The 18,739-nt window shown below is 38.1% G+C and carries 20 protein-coding genes; all 20 read right to left on the bottom strand.

Going from position 1 to position 18,739, the window contains the following annotated elements; genetic code table 11:
- Nucleotides 1-124: 124 nt before the first annotated feature.
- Nucleotides 125-1,555, bottom strand: a complete 1,431-nt coding sequence (gene lpdA, locus FSZ17_RS10740; protein WP_057770129.1) for a dihydrolipoyl dehydrogenase — start codon at nucleotides 1,553-1,555, stop codon at nucleotides 125-127.
- The gene (locus FSZ17_RS10735; protein ID WP_057770127.1) at nucleotides 1,556-2,722 is read right to left on the bottom strand and encodes a dihydrolipoamide acetyltransferase family protein; all 1,167 of its coding nucleotides are present in this window, start codon (nucleotides 2,720-2,722) and stop codon (nucleotides 1,556-1,558) included. It lies immediately after the preceding gene.
- Nucleotides 2,723-2,732: 10 nt separating this feature from the next.
- Nucleotides 2,733-3,728 carry an alpha-ketoacid dehydrogenase subunit beta gene (locus FSZ17_RS10730; RefSeq protein WP_057770124.1) on the bottom strand — a complete coding sequence of 332 codons (996 nt, stop codon included), beginning with the start codon at nucleotides 3,726-3,728 and terminating at the stop codon, nucleotides 2,733-2,735.
- Entirely contained in the window at nucleotides 3,725-4,795 is a 1,071-nt protein-coding gene (pdhA, locus tag FSZ17_RS10725; RefSeq protein ID WP_057770122.1) for a pyruvate dehydrogenase (acetyl-transferring) E1 component subunit alpha, read from the bottom strand. Before pdhA ends, FSZ17_RS10730 begins: the two co-directional genes overlap by 4 nt.
- Before the next feature lie 106 nt (nucleotides 4,796-4,901).
- Nucleotides 4,902-6,008 carry a Leu/Phe/Val dehydrogenase gene (locus FSZ17_RS10720; RefSeq protein ID WP_057770120.1) on the bottom strand — a complete coding sequence of 369 codons (1,107 nt, stop codon included), beginning with the start codon at nucleotides 6,006-6,008 and terminating at the stop codon, nucleotides 4,902-4,904.
- Between the two features lie 87 nt (nucleotides 6,009-6,095).
- Nucleotides 6,096-6,482 (bottom strand): thioesterase family protein, encoded by a 387-nt coding sequence (locus FSZ17_RS10715; RefSeq protein WP_057770118.1) that lies wholly within the window; start codon nucleotides 6,480-6,482, stop codon nucleotides 6,096-6,098.
- Nucleotides 6,483-6,767: 285 nt separating this feature from the next.
- Nucleotides 6,768-7,562 carry an ABC transporter ATP-binding protein gene (locus FSZ17_RS10710; RefSeq protein ID WP_057770116.1) on the bottom strand — a complete coding sequence of 265 codons (795 nt, stop codon included), beginning with the start codon at nucleotides 7,560-7,562 and terminating at the stop codon, nucleotides 6,768-6,770.
- Nucleotides 7,537-8,568, bottom strand: coding sequence for an ABC transporter permease (locus FSZ17_RS10705; protein ID WP_057770114.1), 1,032 nt, complete (start codon nucleotides 8,566-8,568; stop codon nucleotides 7,537-7,539). The genes FSZ17_RS10710 and FSZ17_RS10705 overlap by 26 nt, the downstream gene beginning before the upstream one ends.
- An 18-nt stretch (nucleotides 8,569-8,586) precedes the next feature.
- The gene (locus tag FSZ17_RS10700) at nucleotides 8,587-9,600 is read right to left on the bottom strand and encodes an ABC transporter substrate-binding protein (RefSeq protein ID WP_057770108.1); all 1,014 of its coding nucleotides are present in this window, start codon (nucleotides 9,598-9,600) and stop codon (nucleotides 8,587-8,589) included.
- 282 nt (nucleotides 9,601-9,882) lie between these two features.
- Nucleotides 9,883-10,830, bottom strand: a complete 948-nt coding sequence (locus tag FSZ17_RS10695; protein WP_057770103.1) for an NAD(P)H-dependent flavin oxidoreductase — start codon at nucleotides 10,828-10,830, stop codon at nucleotides 9,883-9,885.
- Between the two features lie 47 nt (nucleotides 10,831-10,877).
- The gene (paaX, locus tag FSZ17_RS10690) at nucleotides 10,878-11,753 is read right to left on the bottom strand and encodes a phenylacetic acid degradation operon negative regulatory protein PaaX (RefSeq protein WP_057770101.1); all 876 of its coding nucleotides are present in this window, start codon (nucleotides 11,751-11,753) and stop codon (nucleotides 10,878-10,880) included.
- 115 nt (nucleotides 11,754-11,868) lie between these two features.
- Nucleotides 11,869-13,068 carry an acetyl-CoA C-acyltransferase gene (locus FSZ17_RS10685; protein WP_057770686.1) on the bottom strand — a complete coding sequence of 400 codons (1,200 nt, stop codon included), beginning with the start codon at nucleotides 13,066-13,068 and terminating at the stop codon, nucleotides 11,869-11,871.
- A gap of 4 nt (nucleotides 13,069-13,072) precedes the next feature.
- Nucleotides 13,073-13,897 (bottom strand): 3-hydroxyacyl-CoA dehydrogenase, encoded by an 825-nt coding sequence (locus FSZ17_RS10680; RefSeq protein WP_057770684.1) that lies wholly within the window; start codon nucleotides 13,895-13,897, stop codon nucleotides 13,073-13,075.
- Nucleotides 13,898-14,028: 131 nt separating this feature from the next.
- On the bottom strand, nucleotides 14,029-14,802 hold the full coding sequence (locus tag FSZ17_RS10675; RefSeq protein WP_057770099.1) for an enoyl-CoA hydratase-related protein: 774 nt from the start codon (nucleotides 14,800-14,802) through the stop codon (nucleotides 14,029-14,031).
- A gap of 17 nt (nucleotides 14,803-14,819) precedes the next feature.
- A complete protein-coding gene (locus tag FSZ17_RS10670) occupies nucleotides 14,820-15,596 on the bottom strand; it encodes an enoyl-CoA hydratase-related protein (RefSeq protein WP_057770097.1) in 777 nt (258 codons plus the stop codon).
- Nucleotides 15,589-15,897 (bottom strand): EthD family reductase, encoded by a 309-nt coding sequence (locus tag FSZ17_RS10665; RefSeq protein ID WP_057770095.1) that lies wholly within the window; start codon nucleotides 15,895-15,897, stop codon nucleotides 15,589-15,591. The genes FSZ17_RS10670 and FSZ17_RS10665 overlap by 8 nt, the downstream gene beginning before the upstream one ends.
- Before the next feature lie 46 nt (nucleotides 15,898-15,943).
- On the bottom strand, nucleotides 15,944-16,438 hold the full coding sequence (gene paaD, locus FSZ17_RS10660; protein WP_057770093.1) for a 1,2-phenylacetyl-CoA epoxidase subunit PaaD: 495 nt from the start codon (nucleotides 16,436-16,438) through the stop codon (nucleotides 15,944-15,946).
- An 18-nt stretch (nucleotides 16,439-16,456) separates the two neighbouring features.
- Nucleotides 16,457-17,272, bottom strand: a complete 816-nt coding sequence (gene paaC / locus FSZ17_RS10655; protein ID WP_057770087.1) for a 1,2-phenylacetyl-CoA epoxidase subunit PaaC — start codon at nucleotides 17,270-17,272, stop codon at nucleotides 16,457-16,459.
- Nucleotides 17,259-17,615, bottom strand: a complete 357-nt coding sequence (gene paaB / locus FSZ17_RS10650; protein WP_057770084.1) for a 1,2-phenylacetyl-CoA epoxidase subunit PaaB — start codon at nucleotides 17,613-17,615, stop codon at nucleotides 17,259-17,261. The genes paaC and paaB overlap by 14 nt, the downstream gene beginning before the upstream one ends.
- An 18-nt stretch (nucleotides 17,616-17,633) precedes the next feature.
- Nucleotides 17,634-18,593, bottom strand: coding sequence for a 1,2-phenylacetyl-CoA epoxidase subunit PaaA (paaA, locus tag FSZ17_RS10645; protein ID WP_057770082.1), 960 nt, complete (start codon nucleotides 18,591-18,593; stop codon nucleotides 17,634-17,636).
- Between the last annotated feature and the right edge of the window lie 146 nt (nucleotides 18,594-18,739).

Genomic DNA, 18,739 nt, shown 5'->3' with positions numbered 1-18,739 from the left:
CTAAATTACAAAATTATTAATATTCAGAATTAATATTATATTAATAGTTGAAATGTTTTCAAGAATACAAGTTAAAGCTACAATGCACTTCTGCAGTAAAGTATTGAAAAGCTTCCTCTTTATTTTAAACTTGAATTCCTTTTTTAAATTTAGGCGAAAGATGTATTGCCTGATTTTTTATCGCTTCAACCGCTTCTAATATTCCCTCGTTCATGCTTGGATGGGGATAGGTTGGAAAAAGTAAATCTTCGTCACGCGAAGCCATTTCCAAGGATAAGATTCCGCTGGATATTAGTTCAATCGCGCCGTCTCCTATTATGTGCATTCCAATTAGCATTTGATTTTCTTTATCGAAAATAAGCTTAATAAATCCTTCTTTTTTTCCGATGATGGCTGAGAAACCATTGCTAGATAAGGGAAATTGGCCTATATCGATGGAATATCCTTGACTTATGGCTTCTTCTTCAGTTAGTCCAACAGACGCGATTGGGGGTCTTGTGTGTACTACTATTGGTAAAAATCGAAAATCAGCTTCAGCTGGGATCCCTGCAATGATTTCTGCTGCCGTTTTCCCCTGCTTTATTGCCTTTACTGCTAAATTAGGACCCTCCGTTATATCACCTACCGCAAAAATGTTCGAGATTGACGTTCGACATTGATCATTAACTCTTATAAACCCTTCCTTTGTTGTTTCTACCCCAATTCGAGTAATACCTAAATGATTCGAATTTGGAGTTTCTAGGTTAGAAATAAATAAATGTGAAGCTGATATTTTTTCTATGCCTGTCTTATTTTGTAGGATAATAGAAACCTTTTCCTCTTCAGCATATGCTTCATTAATTTTGGTGCTCCTCATGATCTGGATACGATACTTTTTTAATAGTCTCTTTAACTCACGATTTATCGAGGAGTCAAAATCAAACTCATCATGCTTTAATATGATCATCACTTCGGAGCCGAAAGCATTGTAAGCCATTGCCATTTCTAGAGCAATATAATCATGTCCATATACGACTAGCTTTTCAGGTACAATATTTATGTTTGTGATGGACCTAGAATCAAATATCCGATTATTATCGATTATGATTCCTTCAGGTTGTTTCGTTGAGCAACCAGCTGCAATGATGGCATGTTTAAATCGAAATACTTCAAACTGATCCCCATTTTCTACACCAATCCGCTCCTCCGAAAGAAAGAAGGCAGAACCATGGAGTAACTCAATTTTATTTGCCTTAATTAATGAAGTGACACCCTCCCGAAGGTTAGCAATTGTTTTTATTTTATAGGTTAGTAGTGTCTCTATATTAAAATGAATGCCTTTCCTTTCGATTCCTAACTCCGCATCGTCATGAGAAGTAACATATTTTTCTGCTCCATAGGTCAATACCTTCGAAGGTATGCAGCCATAATTAAGACATACACCTCCAAGCTGATCCTTTTCAATGAGTGTAACTTTCATTCCAAGCTGTGAGGCGCGAATAGCTGCATTGTAACCACCAGGACCTCCGCCAATAATAATGAGATCACGTTCATGTGCAAGTTCCCCGACAACCATTTACACCAACTCCAGCAATAGCAATTTTGGGTTTTGTATGAATTGTGCGAATCGATTTGTAAATTTGACAGCTGTTGCTCCGTCAGCAACCCTGTGGTCAAAGGACATTGAAATATTCATGATTGAGCGAATGACAATCTCATCCTCATCCGTGACGACTGGCATTTTTTTTGTTTTATGGAAGGAAACAAGTGCTACTTCAGGATGTTGAATGATCGGGGTTGCACCGAAGCTTCCGCCTAATGGACCTACATTGCTCATTGTAAACGTTCCTCCTGAAATTTCTTTTACACTTAATTTATTATCTAATGCTTTTTCTGTAAGCTCCTTCATTTCATGATGAATATTTTGAATTGATTTTTTCTCTATATGACGAATAACTGGTACAATTAGACCTTCCTCTGTATCAACCGCAATACCAAAATGATGTTCTTTAATGAGATATATTTCTTCCTTATCTTCATCAAGTCGTGCGTTGAATATCGGAAATTCTTTTAAACAAACTGATAATGCCTTTAGGAAAAATGCAGTTGCTGATATATTTTGATTCATTTTCTTTAACTCTGTTCGAAATTGAATAAGCTCGGTTACATCCACTTCTTCAAAATGAGTGCAATGAGGGATCGTAAATGAGGACTGAACCATTTTCTTTGCTATTTGCTTTCTTCTGCCTCTAAATGGAATGATGTCATTTCTTGATGGGGAAATTTCTGAAGGTGTTTTGTTTTCTGCTATATTTGTTGAAATAATCTCTTTTGTTGGAAGCTGCTTGGCAGCAATAAACCGATAAATATCATCATCCGTAATTCTCCCTGCAGGTCCGGATCCTTGAACCTTTTCTAGATCAATACCGTTTTCTCTTGCAATTTTTCTTGTGAAGGGAGATGCTAGTATTCGTTGCTTTTGAACTTTGTCTTTATATCTGTCTCCTATTCCTAATTCTTCCATAATCAATAGAGTAGTTCCGACAGCAACCGTCTGTCCCTCAGCAACTTTAAACTCTTTTATTATCCCTGATCGAGGAGCTGGAATTTCCGCGGTCATTTTATCTGTTTGTACTTCTAACAACGGTTCATCTGCTCGAACTTTATCGCCAGGCTTAACGAAAAAGCAGTTAATGTCAGCCTCGGACATCCCTTCCCCAATATCGTGAAGTTTAACCTCCATTGCTTCCCTCCTAAAAAGACATGACTTTCTTAATCGCATGAATGATACGTGCTTCTGATGGTAAATAATGATCTTCAAATCCGAAATATGGTACTGGCACATCAAAACCTGTAACTCTCTCTACTGGGGCTTTTTGAAATAAAAACGATGTATCATTAATAATGGATAGAACATCGTTCCCCACCCCACCAGTTGCATGTGCTTCATGAACAATAACCGTTCTTCCAGTTTTCTGGACGGAGTCAGCTATTATCTCGTTATCTATTGGATATAATGTTCTTAAGTCAATTACATCACAATATACCCCCTTTTCCTTCATTTCTTGAGCAGCATTTAGTACAATTGGAACCATAGCTCCCCAAGTTATGATGGATACATCGTCACCTTCAAGCAGTTTTTTTCCTTTCCCTATTTCAACTACATACTTACCTTCAGGCACTTCCGCTTTTATCGAACGATAGCATCTCATTGGTTCCATAAATAAAACTGGATCAGGATCTTCTATTGCAGCAATAAGCAAACCTTTTGCATCATAGGGGCTTGATGGACAAACCACTTTTATTCCCGGCATATGGGTAAAAATCGCTTCTGTACTATCACAATGAATTTCGGGAGCTCTAACCCCTGCGCCGTATGGAGCGCGAATGACCATTGGTACAGTATAATGACCCATTGTGCGCATTCGAAGACGAGTAGCGTGTGTCATAATTTGCTCATAAGCAGGGTAAATAAAACCCATGAACTGAATTTCTATTACAGGAATAAATCCATTTACCGCAAGTCCTATCCCGGCACCAACAAACCCAGCTTCACTAAGAGGTGTATCTATGACTCGACCCTCTCCATATTTTTCTTGCAGTCCATCCGTTGCCCGAAAAACACCACCATTTTTCCCGATATCCTCTCCTAAAAGCAACACTTCTGATTTCTCTTCCATCATCGTATCAAGAGCATCGGTAATCGCTTGAACAAGCGTGATGGTTCTCGTCTTTATCGCCGTATTCACTTAGCTTCACCTCCTATTAATCTAAGATATTCTTCTTTTTGCTGGTTAATTTGCCATGTCGGCTCCGCAAATACATAATCAAAAATATCTGCTGGATTCGCTTTTGGAAATGCTTCCATTTCAGCAATTGCTAATTCGATCTCTTGAATAGCGTCTGTTTCGATTTGACGAATCCATTTTTCTTCATATAGGCCTTCATTTTTTAGCCATCTTTCAATACGGAGCAGCGGATCTGTTTCTTCTCTTCGATTATTGCTTTCAATTTGGTCACGGTATTTGGATGGGTCATCTGCAGTCGTATGTGCTCCGTATCTCCATGTTACGGCTTCAATCAAGGTTGGCCCATCACCGTTTCTTGCTCTTTCTAAAGCCTTTAAAGTCTCAAAATAAACAATGAAAACATCATTTCCATCCAGGCGAACACTTGGTATATCATAGGCTAAAGCTTTTTGGGCAATTGTTTTCGTATTCATTTGTTTTTCAATCGGGACTGAAATGGCATATTGATTATTTTGATTAAAAAACACAACAGGTGCCTTAATCACACTAGCAAAATTAAGACCCTCATGAAAATCACCTTCTGATGTTGCGCCATCACCAAAATAAGCAATAGCTGCATGGTTAGAGCCTTTTATCTTCTCGGCCAAAGCAGCACCAACTGCATGAGGAATTTGGGTCGCTATCGGAATCCCTGGCGGAAAAATCCTTTTCCCATTTGGAGGTACACAGCCTTCATTACGACCATTCCAAAATAGCAGGATGTTTCTTAACGAGTGCCCAAATACAAATGCTGCCCCATGATCACGATAAGTCGGAAACATCCAATCCGCTGGTTCTAAAGCAAGCGCACTCCCAACTTGCGCTGCCTCTTGTCCTTCAAAAGGAGCGTATGTGCCAATTCTGCCCTGACGCTGCAAACTTACAGCTTTTCGGTCAAAAAGACGAATTCTTAAAAGCTGCTTATAAAACTTTTTCACAAAGTCTTCTGAGATATTATCTTTATACATAGGTGATACGATTTGTCCATTACAATCCATGATTTGCAGGATAGGAAATTGACTTTCCATTTCTCTCACCCTTTGCTAAATAATTTATTTGATCATCTTGAAATAATAATTCGTTAACTAGCAATTATCTTTTTCACATTATCAATGTTGTTATTCTGGTGAAAAATTATGTCCTCACTGCCCATTTAGGTCGCTTCATATGTGAAAAAAAGCTATTTCTTCGAGATCTGGCCTCAATCCTTTTTTCACAAAATTCATTAGCAGCCTCAATCGTTGTAATACCTGAAGTATTAGCAAACTCATAAATGTGAAGCAGTGAATTATAGATTGCTTTCGTTTTTTGCAGAACTCTCTCCTTATTCGGCGTATAAAGCTCATCAGCAACTTGAATTAGTCCTCCTGAGTTAACAATATAATCAGGAGCAAATAATATACCTTTTTCCTTAAGAATTTGGCCATGACGGAGCTTTAAAAGCTGATTATTCGCTGAACCTACTACAGCTTTTACCGTTAATTGTTCAATTGTTTGATCATTAATAATTCCACCCATTGCACAAGGTACGAAAACATCTGCATTAGCCTGATAAATTTCTTCACTGCTTAATACTTTTACACCAGCCCCAAGTATTTTAGCCTTTGATAAAAGCCTTTCGATTGCTTTCTGATTAATATCTGTTACATAAAGATCCGCGCCTTCTTCTAAAAGCCTTTCCGCTACTTTAAAACCAACTTTCCCCAAACCTTGAATGGAATAGCATTTATTTCCTAAATCATCTGATCCTGACAAGGCTTGATTGGTAGCCTGAAGCCCGTAAATGACACCTTGAGCTGTAGGTACAGAGGAATCTCCACTCCCTCCATAAACCTCATCAACACCGACGATGCAATTCGTCTCCCTTAACGAATGAACGAAATCCTCTGGTGTTGTTCCCATATCTGTTCCAGTATAAAACCTTCCGTTTAAGGACTCGACGAACTGCCCAAAAGCTCGGAATAGCTCCGGGGTTTTATCTCTTGCTGGATCACCAATGATAACCGCTTTTCCTCCTCCAAAATCAACATCAGCTGCAGCACATTTATACGTCATTCCTTTAGATAGTCGAAGAACGTCCTCAAGTGCTTCCTCCTCACTTGCATATGGGAGCATTCTACAGCCCCCAAGTGCTGGTCCGAGTCTTGTACTATGAATGGCAATGATTGCTTTTAATCCTGTAGATTCATCATTGCAAAAAACAACTTGCTCATGTTCTCTTATTTTTGAAAACAAACTCATCACTTAATTCCTCCTAAATCTATTGATAACGCTTTCAAAAAATGAATTCTTAAGGCGGGTGAACCTTTAATCTCAAAGGCAAAAAAACTACTGTTCAAGCATTCTCGCAATTTTACATTTAGGAAGAATAACTTGCTTTACTTCCCCGATACCAATGATCTTCTCACTTTTTATTACTGTTACATTTGTCATTATATGATTATCTTTCATTTCAGATAGGACTGCTGAAATCTTAAGCTTCGATCCTTCAGGTGCTGGTGCCAGATGTTTGGCAGAAACAGCCATTCCCATACCTTCTTCATGTTCTTCTAAAAAGGGCAAGATAATCTGCCTTGAAGCCCATTCCATATGGTAAATCATTGAAACTGTTGAATACGTACGATGAACGATATTTCCTTCAAATTTTGCAAACATATCAGGAGTGACCTCTACCATAAATTCAACCGTATAACCTTCTTTTAATCCTGATATCATTAAATCCCTCCAATTCATCAACTGGATCATTAGATAAAATTTAATAAGCTTGTAGATAAAAAAAGATGTTATCCCTAAATATGTATGACGTTAATTTAACGATATAATACCATTTCGTATAATCAATAGTCAATAAATTGTAAAAACTTTAAAAATTTTAAAATATGAGAATTTAATAGTGGTTTATTTTTAACAATCCACTCCTTGTTTACATTTTATGTAATAACCAAAAAAAGGATTAACTAGCTGAAAAAGACTAATTAATCCTTTAATACTTATATGCAATTACGATAGCAAAGCACGATCACTTGCCATTTGTGATCCTCTAATTCTTTGAAACTCACTTAATAATTGTTCAATCGTTAAGTTACCCTTTTGGTCCTCATCTACTTGTAAAATAATTTGTCCTTTATCCATCATGATTAGCCTATTTCCAAGATCAAGGGCTTGCTGCATATTATGAGTGACCATTAATGTTGTTAATTTGTACTTTGCTACTATTTCCTTTGTCAAATTCGTAATGAGCTCTGCTCGGGCAGGATCAAGTGCAGCTGTATGCTCATCCAGTAAAAGAATGGAAGGCTCAGTAAATGTGGCCATTAACAGGGAGAGCGCTTGCCTTTCACCACCTGATAATAAACCCACCTTAGCTGTTAGCCGGTTTTCTAATCCAAGATGAAGTGTTTCAAGGACGCTATGGAAAAATTCCTTTCTACTTTTTGTAACAGCTTTTCTTAATGTTCGCTTTTTATTTCTCGAATAGGCCATCGCTAAATTCTCTTCAATGGTCATGCTCGGAGCTGTACCTGCCATCGGATCTTGGAATACTCGTCCAATTAGCCTGGCCCGTTTAAATTCGGATAATAGTGTAACATTTTGATTATCAATTGTAACCGTGCCAACGTCAGGAAACATCACTCCTGAAATAATATTCATTAGTGTAGATTTCCCAGCACCATTACTGCCAATAACTGTTACAAAATCACCTTCATTCATAGTTAAGCTAATACGGTCAAGAGCAATTTTTTCATCAGGCGTTCCTTCATTAAACACTTTATGGACTTGGCTTAATTTCAGCATCAGCCTCACCCTTTCTCTCGTCAGGCAAACTATTGAATGCTATAAATTCAGCTTGCTTCCTCGCCTTACGTTTCTTTTCTTTCGTCGAATCAATGATTTTTGGAGTGACCAGGGCTAAAATAACAATAGTCGCTGTAATAAGCTTCATATCTCCCGGTTCAAGGAAGTCTACACGTAGTGCAAGTGTAACGACAATTCTATAAATGATTGCTCCTCCAATAACTGCTAACGTCGTTCTGGCAATGGTTTTCGTTCCAAATAATGCTTCACCAATTATGACTGAGGCAAGACCGATAATAATCATGCCAATCCCCATACCTACATCCGCAAATCCACCCTGTTGAGCAATCAAAGCACCTGAAAATGCGACCATTGCGTTTGAAATCCCCAGGCCAAGAATGACGGTGACATTCGTATTAGCCGATAAGCTGCGAATCATACGTTTATTATCACCAGTTGCTCTAATGGCCAATCCAATTTCGGTTTTTAGAAATTGATCTGTTAGGAATTTTATTGTAAAGGTAACAATCAGCATGACAATAAGGATTCCCCAAGTCCTTGGCAAGCTATCACCTAGACCTACTGTTGAAAGTATTGAATTAAATATTGAATCAAAACCGGTTTTGTCCCATGCATCTCTAATATTAGTCATAGCCGTTTCACTATTTAATAAAGGAACATTCGATTTACCCATTATTCTCAGATTGATTGAATATAAAGCGATCATCATTAATATTCCCGAGAGGAGAGCGTTAATCTTTCCGAACGTATGAAGAACGCCAGTAAGACAGCCTGCCGCAAAACCCGCAATAAGCGCAAGAATTGTTGCGATAAATGGGTTCATACCGTTAACGATCATCGTTGCTGCAACTGCTGCACCAGTTACAAAGCTCCCATCAACCGTTAAATCAGGAAAATCTAATACTCGAAAAGATAGGTAAACTCCGAGTGCCATTATGGCATAGATTATCCCAGCTTCAAACGCTCCAAATATTGCAGTGAACATCAAGAATCACACCCTTTATTATTCGCCATCAAAAAATTCTGCAATTTTCTCCCACTCCTGTTTCACCTCAAGGCCTTGTTCTTCTGCTGCTTTTTTATTAATCATTAATGTTAAGCTGCTTGGTAGCTCTACCGGGATCTCAGAAGGTTTTTTATTTCCTTTTAAGATTTCTGCAGCCATTTTTCCAGTTTGATAACCAAGATCATAATAACTAAAACCACTGGCTGCAACTGCTCCACGTTTCATGGAGTCAAGTTCACCAACGAAAAGAGGTAGCTTTTTACTATTTGCAACAAAAATAACAGATTCTAATGCCGAAACAACTGTATTATCAGTCGGTACATAAATTGCATCTACACGCCCAACTAGAGACTCTGTTGCCTGTTTAACTTCTGCAGACGTTGAAACAGAGGCTTCAACAATTTTAGCACCTTTTGCTTCTGCAAGTTTCTTCACTTCTTCAACCTGAACTTCGGAGTTTTGCTCACCAGCATTATAAATGATCCCGATCGTTTTTGCTCCAGCCTCTTCAATAATAAAGTTTATCGTTTTGGCAGTACCTTCAGGATGGTTATCAGTTGTTCCGGTAATATTGTCACCCGGTTTATCAAATGCATCAACAAGTCCTGCACCGACAGGGTCTGTGACTGAAGTAAACAAGATTGGAATATCCTTTGTTGCATTTAAAGCACTTACTGCACTTGGTGTAGCATTAGCGAAAATTAGATCAACCTTATCCCCAACGAAGTTATTAGCGATCGTTTGAGTATTATTCATATCTGCTTGTGCATTTTGGAAATCAAACTCGACATTCTCTCCATCTTTAAACCCTTCATCCTCCAAAGCCTTTTTAAATCCTTCCGTTGCTGCATCTAAAGATGGATGAGCGACAAACTGGGTAATTCCAATTGTGTATTTTTCCTTGGCTCCTTCACCCGATCCAGAATTTTTGACCGTCTCTTTCCCACAGCCACTTAACAAGAGCAAACCAGCCACAAACGCAAAAGATATTGACTTTAAATTCATTTTCATTTTGAAACCCCCTTTTAATAAAAAATATTAAACACTACCAAAAATAGCAGTGTGGACTGCCTATGTAATGAACTTAATGAATATTATTCAATAACATTTGTTTACAGTGAATTTATATGATAAATACTGTCGGTACCGTAATTATATCGTTATATTACCACCAGTTCACAATAATAGTCAATAATATTCAAAAAATTTAATATATTTAGATTAGTATATTATTTATATGATTTCAAGAAGAAAAGCATACAAAATCATACTGTATGCTTTTAAAAATAACCATTATAAAATTTTTATCGCAGTCGAAAGCTGATGCTTCGCCTCATCCATCATCCGTTCCATCAATTCATGCACAGTAGGTATATCTTGTATTAGACCGCTTATTTGTCCGCCATTCATAAATCCATCCATGCCATTGCCATTAAGTGCACCAATAATATGAAATTCTTCAGAAGTTAAGGCATTAAAATGCTCTTGATTCGTTCCTTTTTTTTCGATTTGTAAAAGCTTCTGTGCATATTCTGTATCCATCACTCTTCGAATTTTTCCAACTGCGCGCCCAATGATTACAGTATCATGATCAGTTGCACCTACTATTTTTTTCTTATATTCTTGATGAAAAGGAGCTTCTTTTGTCGCAATAAATCTTGTTCCCATTTGAACACCACTTGCCCCAAGTGCAAGCATGGCAGCAAGGCCTTTTCCATCACCAATGCCACCAGCTGCAACAACAGGTATATGAACCTCTCTAATGATTTGTGGTATTAATGCAAGAGTAGTAATCTCAAGCGAAGAGTTGATACCTGCAGCTTCGTATCCCTCTGCAACTATGACATCAACACCTGCAGACTCCGCTTTTTTTGCTTGTCGTACAGATGCAGAAACCGATATGATCTTTACTCCATGCTCATGGAGCTTAGGTACATAAGGCACAGGATTGCCTGCTGATAGTGATACAATAGGGATGCTATACTTTATTACAAGCGAAAGAATTTCCTTTACATACGGGGAAACACTAAGTGCAATATTTATCGCAAATGGCTTATTTGTTCTCTTTTTTGTCTCCTGAATGATTTCCTCTACTTTATTCGGTCCCATTGTTCCTGTACCGATTGTTCCTAATCCTCCAGCTTCTGAAACAGCCGCAGTTAATATCGCATTGCTTATATTTCCCATTCCACCTTGGATAACAGGATATTTTATCCCCAATAAACTTGTAAGGTTATTCAACCAAATCCCCTCTTCGTGAAAATAATGTTTTATATTTGAAGATTCCCTTATTCAACAATATACGGATGATCTAATACATTATAATCTTTAGCCTTATACATCATCTCATTACCCTCTTTAAAAATACTTTCAAAAAATCGTGAAGCAGGTTCAGCCAGCTCTTTGTAATAATCGCTAAAAAGGGCTGACGCATGGCTTCCCAACCACTTTTCTGGAAGCAATTCCTCTGGTAATCCTGGGTCAACAAAAAGAAACTTCCTATATTCATGAACGAGCTTCGTTCTTTCTACAAAACACTCAGCATCACTCATTTGACCTTTTTGTATTTTATTTTTATCAATAATGTACTTTTGACTATACTCAGATATAAACTCTTGATACTTTCCGTTTATCTCCTCAAGGTTCCAGCTTTTTTCGACTAAGCGAATATTTTCATGCGGACCCGCATACTTCGAAATAAAAAAGTCTACATAATTGTGAATATCGTATTTTTCAATTAGATCAAATACTTGTTTTTCAAGATTATTGGCTGATATCCAACAGCTATTAGAGAGGGAACCAAATCCGCTCCATACAAGCTCTTTCCTGAGCTCATCCCTCACATTGCGAATTTCCTCTGGGATCGTATACATTAATATTCTCCACTGTCCATCCCATTTCTCAGGCATCAATTTAAAAATTCGTTTTGCTGCCTCATCAATCCTCTTTTGACCTCTAGTGGTTAATGAATAGTAGCTTTTATTGCCTATTTTCTCAGACTGTACCCAGCCTTGTTTATTCATTCTCGAAATTGCCGCTCTTACTGATTGGTCATTATGACCAAATTCACTAAGTAACCGGATCAAGCTTCCAATCCAAATTTTACTTCCATAATGGGAAATATAATCTCCATATAATGTAAATATCATTGATCTCGTATTCAACTACTTCATTCCTCATTTCATTTATACAGTCAGTCGAAAATCTCACGTTATACAATTATTCTACTATATAAAACGAAATATTCATATTTTTTGATTAATAAATAACGGCAACCAATTATACTTGTTCAATAATCGTAGAAATGCCTTGTCCTACACCAACACACATTGTGGCTAAACCATATTTCGAGTTTCTTCTCTTCATTTCATGCAATAATGTTGTCAAAATACGAGCACCGCTCGCTCCAAGTGGGTGACCAAAAGCAATGGCTCCTCCATTGACATTCACTTTTTTCGGATCCATTTCAAGCATTTTCATACATCCAATTGATTGTGAGGCAAAAGCTTCATTAAGTTCTATTAAGTCTATATCCTCTATTGTAAGACCTGCTCTCTTAAGAGCCTTCCGAGTTGAAAAAACTGGCCCTATTCCCATTATCGAAGGTGTTAAGCCTGCGGTTGCAGAAACGATATATTTAGCAAGCGGTCTCAAGCCCAAAGCTTTAGCTTTATCCGCAGACATTAATAGCAATGCTGAAGCCCCATCATTTACACCTGAAGCATTGCCTGCAGTGACAGATCCTCCATTGAAAATTGGCTTTAATTGTGCAAGTTTTTCTAATGTTGTTTCTGGACGAGGATGCTCGTCTTCATCGATGAGTGAGATCTTTCCTTTTCGGTCAGTATCGGTGACAGGGATTATCTCATCCTTAAATATTCCAACTTCAATCGCCCTTTTTGCTTTTATTTGACTCTCAAATGCAAATCGATCTTGTTCCTCTCGAGATATCCCATATTTAATTGCGACATTTTCAGCTGTTTCAGGCATACTTTCCGCACCATACATTTGTTTTAGCCTTTCGTTAGTAAAACGCCATCCGATCGTAGTGTCATATAATTCCATATTCCCCCGCGGATAATCCGCGTCTGGTTTTGCCATTACAAAAGGAGAACGAGTCATACTTTCTGTTCCGCCGGCAATATAAATTTCTCCTTCTCCTGCAATAATTGCTCTTGCTGCATAATTAACTGCGTCCAGCCCTGAACCGCATAATCGATTTATCGAGGTACCAGCAACCTCTACGGGTAACCCTGCAAGAAGGGCGGACATACGTGCTACATTACGATTATCCTCTCCTGCTTGGTTGGCATTACCTAGGATGACCTCCTCTATTTCAATTAGATTAATAGATGGATTTCTTTCAAGTAATGCTTTAATGACGATCGCTCCTAAATCATCGGGCCGAACGTTTTTTAATACTCCTTTATACCGCCCAATTGGCGTTCTAACTGCATCTACTATTACCGCCTCTTTCACCGCTTTACTCACCTCCGTTGGAATAATCATAAACACCCCGTCCAGTTTTTCTGCCGAGTCTACCTGCTATTACGTATTGCTCTAAGAGCGGAGCTGGACGGTATTTTTCTCCCAATTTTGAATGGAGATATTTCAAATTATTTAGTCTTGTATCTAGACCGACTAAGTCCCCTAATTCAAATGGCCCCATAGGATAATTGAGTCCTAGCTTAATGGCTTTGTCTATTTCTTCTGGTGTTGCAACACCTTCTTGCAGCATATAAAAGGCTTCATTTCCAACAAGAGCACTTATTCTACTCGTTACAAATCCAGGAAATTCATTGATAACAACTGTCTCTTTCCCCATTTTCTGTGCAACTAATTTTATTGATTGTACCGTTTCATCACTCGTTTCAAGTCCTCTTATTATTTCTACAAGCGGCATTTTATGAACAGGATTAAAAAAGTGCATGGCTATTACTCTATCCGGTCTCTTTGTATATGAGCCGATTTCTGTTGGACTCATTGTTGAAGTATTGGTTGCAAAAAGGCAGCTTTCTTTCGCATGCTGATCCATCACTTCAAAAATATTTTTCTTTATGTCCATCACCTCAGGTACAGCTTCAATGACAAGATCAGCTTCCAATACATGCTTTGATAAGCTAACTGAGAATTCGATCCTTTCCTTTGCTTCTGCCGCTAACTCAGGACTTAATTTCCCTAAAGAAACTCCTTTTTCAAAAATGGATTGAATTTCTTTTTCTGCCTTTTTCAATTGGCTTTCATTTATATCAATTAAGGTTGTCATAAAGCCGCCTAATGCGCTCACATAGGCAATTCCTCTCCCCATAACACCTGAACCAATTACGACGATATTATTCACCCATTACCACCTCACAAAAAATTTAAAAACAAATAGACGAGCACTTGAAATTAATGTGCTCGTAAATCAAAAACGTTCATTACTTTTTAAATGGCAAATTATTTCCCTAAGAAAACGGGTTTTCTCTTTTCCATAAAAGACTTTACGCCTTCAATATGATCAGATGTGAGACCAGCAATCCTTTGGGCTTGTGCATCTTTTTCAAGACTTTCTTCAAGCGTTAAATTCCAACTGGATTTTAAATTTTTCTTTATTAATCCAATTGCTACGGTTGGCATTGAAGCAAGCCGCTCGGCAAATAGAGCAACTTCTTCTGTCCACCGTTCAAGTGGAATGACCTTCGTAGCAAGACCCAAATTTTCCGCGTCATGTGCAGAAATCTTATCTCCGAGGACAGCAAGCTCAAGTGCTTTCGCATAGCCAATGAGCTTAGGCAAATAATATAAATTTCCCGCATCTGGCACTAATCCAACATGTATAAACGCTTCTATGAAACTTGCTTTTTCAGATAAAAGACGGAAATCACAAGCAAGAGCGAGGCTCATTCCTGCTCCAGCTGCCACTCCATTAACTGCCGCAATGACTGGCTTTTCACATTTGTAGAGCTCCAACACCATTGGATTATAATGTTTTCGAAGTACCTCTCCATGATTCATATCTTCAAGGACACCATCTAAATCCTGACCTGAGCAAAATGCACGCCCCTCACCCGTGATAACAAGACAACGCACCTCAGGATCTTTATTTGCTTTCTTAATAGATTGCTGAACCTCTCTGTTTACTTGTTCTGTAAAGGCGTTTAATTTTTCAGGCCTGTTTAAAGTAATCCAGGCAACAGATTTTCGGATTTCGTATTTTATTGTTTCATACACGGGATATGCACACCCCCTTATTTTCCTTTAAAAATAGGCTTTCTTTTTTCTTGAAAAGCTTTCATACCTTCTTTTTGATCTTCGGAAGAAAATAATAGATAGAAATTTTTCCGTTCAAAATGCATTCCTTCTTCTATTGGAGTATCCACTGCTTTATTTACTGATTCCTTTATTAAACGAATAGATAAAGGTGCTTGCCCTGCAATATAGGTTGCTATTTTTATTGTTTCTTCTTGAAGAATTTCCTTAGCAAACAATTGATTAACGATCCCGAATTGGTGAGCTTCTTTTGCAGAAATTCTTTTTCCAGTAAAAAGCCATTCCATTGCCTTCGTTTTTCCGACAAGCTTTGTTAACCGCTGGGTTCCGCCTGCTCCAGGCATCACACCAAGACTCACCTCCGGAAAGCCGAATTCTGCATCATCAGATGCGTAAAGCAAATCGCAGCATAGGGCAAGTTCGAAGCCACCACCAAGTGCAAATCCTTGAACAGCACCAATGATTGGCTTCTTTAACATAGCTAACCGGTCCCAATCCTTAAATTGATTGCGAAGCTCAAAATCGATTGCATGATCATTTGCCATTTCATCGATATCTGCTCCTGCCGCAAACGCCCTTCCATTTCCAGATAGATGTATTGCTCGAATGCGATCATCTACTTCAAACTCTTCCATTGCAGATAAAATCTCAGATACCATCTGGCGATTGATCGCATTAAGTACTTTAGGCCTGTTCAGAACAATGATTCCTAGCTGCCCTTCAGTGTAAGCATTTATAAATTGGAAGTTACTCATCTAATTCCTCACCGATCATTAGTGTGATTAAATCTCCCGCAAACTTCATCGCGTCTTTGCCAGAAGCTTTTCCCTCGTCTGTTCTCATCGCTGTTTGTAATGCCTCATGACTGTCATAATACATTTCACACATTAAATAATATTTCCCTTCTCCTCCCATAGGACTTCCAACAATCTTTGTTACTTCCATTTTACGAAGACCCGGTATTTTCGCTGTAAGAGGAGCATGTGTTTCAAAATAATGCTTATCAAATTCCTCTTTATTTTCAGGGTGTTTGTATAATGCGATTAATTTAACCATTTTATAACTTCCTTTCTATATAGATTGATAGATTTATATGATGGTCTTACATTGTGGAAACTGGCTTCATTGCTTCAAATGGATTTTTGCAGGATTTACAGTATAGAATACTGCGGCAAGCAGTAGGACCAAAGAGGTTTTCTAGTGTAGTATAGGTAGAATCACAATATGGACAATCAACATGCCATTCTCCAGTCTCAGGCATAAGTTTCGGAGGTGGTGCAATTCCGAACTTTTTTAAATTTTCTCTTCCCTCTTCTGTCACTCTGTCAGTAGTCCAAGGTGGATGATAAATAAACTGAACCTTTATAAAATCTATACCCATAAAACATTTAAGCTCGTTAACGACATTATTGCGAATAATTTCTAAAGCTGGACAACCCATGAAAGTTGGCAGCAAGTCGATGCATATTAAATGATCATTAACTGTTACTTTCTCAACCATCCCTAAGTCAACAATCGAAATTGTATCAATTTCTGGATCTTTGACTCGATGAAGGGCATCCAATATGTTGGACACTGTTATTTCAATCTGCTCCATGTTTATCATTCCTTTTTCCTACCATGCTGCGGCAGGGTTTACACGATATACCTCAGAAAGAATGCTCAATGCTGAATCTAAATCTTCTGTATGCTCCCCTTTACGCCCATTCCCATTTTTTATTCCAAAATTGGCAGGCATTGATAAATTGATAGAATCAAAGACAGGCTCCAATACTAGAATCCATTTCTTCTTTAAGATTTCCTCAGGCTCAATCAAACCTGATTTAGACATCTCCTGTCCTAAAGGTCCGAGTGATAAGACTCCACCAAAATCATCAAACACTCGATTTATGGCAGCCTCCATTCTCTTCCTTGCTTCATCACCAGCCTGCATCAACTGTACAAACCACGTTCTCCAATGAAGAAGATGATAATATAGTTCTAAATTGACATTAATTGCGATTTGAGCAAGTGGTTCATATGATGAATTTTTTAAAGAATCCATTCGTATTTTCTTCATCTGCACATAAAAATAATTCCTAACAACCGCAAATGCCCAATCATATTGAGGTTTTTTTAAATAGTGGCCTGGACCATTGACCATCTCCAGTAAGATAGCATTTCTCCGATATTTTGCTTTGCGAGAATGTGCTAAGTCATCAACTTTTCCTTCCCCAAGATCCTCAAGTAGCTGATAAAACATAGAAGCATGCCCCATTGTATCTTGGCTAATGGATGAAAAGGCAACATCTTCTTCAATATGAGGAGCAAGGCCAAGCCATTCAGACCCACGGTAAGCAAGTATGAAATCATCATCAGCAAGCTGATATAGAAGGTCCGTTAATGCTGATTTATATGCGGAATCCATTTGCTGTATATCAATCTTGCTCATTTTTTTTGACACCTCCCCATGAAAGAATTTCCTTTTCATCAAGTATTCCTTGTTCATACTGGCGCCATTTTTTTCTTAAATAGCCATAACCTTTCGTATTGCGATAATCTTTATTATCCAAACGCTTTAAAGATTGTTTTTCCTCTGGAGATAATTTGCGAATATCTGAACGCTTAATAACCCATATATCAGCAACTGGCTCACGCCTCATAAAGTTTTCCTGTGCCATAATAAGGGCAAGGTCACGATTCGGAGCGAGCAAGGAAAATTGATATTGTATGGGCGACGTGTCAGTCCTTTTACTGAAAACCTCGAATTCCTGGTAAAAACCTTCACTGCTCAAAAAGCTTCCTCCAATCTGCTATTTAGCTATATTTAGTGCATTTCGCACCCACTGATTTTCATGATAAGTTGTTTTACGAAGCTCTAGTCTCTCTCTTGATTTTGGGCCATTATTCCTTATGATTTCTTTAAAACGGCTCCAGTCGGGCTGTTTATATATCCATTGCTTCTTTTCTTGATTAAAATGCATCGTCTCATCTGGAATTGTTAGCCCAAGTGATAGAACTCTCGGGATATATTTTGTAAAAAAGTCCTGTCTAAGCTCTTCATTTGTTTTTGTCCGAATACGATACTTAATCGTTGTATCCTGTTTTGAAGTCCCGGTTGTCGTTGCATCTGCAGGTCCGAAAAACATTAGCAGGGCCTCCCACCACCTATTGATGGCATCCTGAACCATTATTCTTTGTTCCGACGTTCCTTCTGCCAGAGCTATGATTATTGACTCCCCATGCTGGGCATGAAAAACCTCTTCTGCACAAATTCTTTTTAAAGCACGTGCATACGGCCCGTATGAAGCATCAAGCATATTAGTCTGTGAAATAATGGCAGCTCCGTCTACAAGCCAGCCAATTAATCCCGCATCTCCCCATGTAGGAGCTTCCATATGAAAGACATTATGGAACTTAAGACGCCCGCTAAATAAATCTTGCATTATATCTTCTCGTGTTCTTCCAAGAGGCTTCATCAAATCTTCTGCAACCCTAAGCAATAATTGTCCATGGCCCATTTCATCCTGTACCTTAGCCATAATTCCAAGCTTTCTTCTTAAACTAGGTGCTTTTGGCACCCACTCTTTTTCTGGAAGTGCTCCCATTATTTCACTAATACCATGCATTGAAATGAGCTTTATTAATGTTTCACGATAGTCATCCGGCATCCAGTCGTCTGCCTCAATTTTTTCACCCGCAGCAATTCTCTCAATAAAATGCTCATATCTTTCCTCATCGGTTAACGACTCATTAAAAATTGTTTCTGACAATGTATACACCTCCACTTGATTTTGGCATCAAAAAATGCGACCTTCTTACAAGAATTTATCATTATAGAATACTATCGAAACTATATAACGTAATTTTGTCGTTATATATAATATGTGTCATATATTTAACACAAAGATACCGTGTA

The organism is Cytobacillus dafuensis (genome assembly GCF_007995155.1).
In the GTDB taxonomy this organism is placed as follows: domain Bacteria; phylum Bacillota; class Bacilli; order Bacillales; family Cytobacillaceae; genus Cytobacillus; species Cytobacillus dafuensis.
The sequence above is the reverse complement of the archived record's forward strand: the minus strand, read 5'-3'. Positions and strand labels throughout refer to the sequence as shown.

Excerpts from the sequence above, each read along its gene's own strand:
- FSZ17_RS10715 (WP_057770118.1), bottom strand. The coding sequence starts at position 6,482 with ATGATATCAGGATTAAAAGAAGGTTATACGGTTGAATTTATGGTAGAG.
- lpdA (WP_057770129.1), bottom strand. The coding sequence starts at position 1,555 with ATGGTTGTCGGGGAACTTGCACATGAACGTGATCTCATTATTATTGGC.
- FSZ17_RS10735 (WP_057770127.1), bottom strand. The coding sequence starts at position 2,722 with ATGGAGGTTAAACTTCACGATATTGGGGAAGGGATGTCCGAGGCTGAC.
- FSZ17_RS10720 (WP_057770120.1), bottom strand. The coding sequence starts at position 6,008 with ATGAGTTTGTTTTCAAAAATAAGAGAACATGAGCAAGTTGTTTTTTGC.
- FSZ17_RS10700 (WP_057770108.1), bottom strand. The coding sequence starts at position 9,600 with ATGAAAATGAATTTAAAGTCAATATCTTTTGCGTTTGTGGCTGGTTTG.
- FSZ17_RS10680 (WP_057770684.1), bottom strand. The coding sequence starts at position 13,897 with ATGGGGAGAGGAATTGCCTATGTGAGCGCATTAGGCGGCTTTATGACA.
- FSZ17_RS10665 (WP_057770095.1), bottom strand. The coding sequence starts at position 15,897 with ATGGTTAAATTAATCGCATTATACAAACACCCTGAAAATAAAGAGGAA.
- FSZ17_RS10670 (WP_057770097.1), bottom strand. The coding sequence starts at position 15,596 with ATGAGTAACTTCCAATTTATAAATGCTTACACTGAAGGGCAGCTAGGA.
- paaD (WP_057770093.1), bottom strand. The coding sequence starts at position 16,438 with ATGGAGCAGATTGAAATAACAGTGTCCAACATATTGGATGCCCTTCAT.
- FSZ17_RS10705 (WP_057770114.1), bottom strand. The coding sequence starts at position 8,568 with ATGTTCACTGCAATATTTGGAGCGTTTGAAGCTGGGATAATCTATGCC.
- FSZ17_RS10710 (WP_057770116.1), bottom strand. The coding sequence starts at position 7,562 with ATGCTGAAATTAAGCCAAGTCCATAAAGTGTTTAATGAAGGAACGCCT.
- pdhA (WP_057770122.1), bottom strand. The coding sequence starts at position 4,795 with ATGGAAAGTCAATTTCCTATCCTGCAAATCATGGATTGTAATGGACAA.
- paaC (WP_057770087.1), bottom strand. The coding sequence starts at position 17,272 with ATGAGCAAGATTGATATACAGCAAATGGATTCCGCATATAAATCAGCA.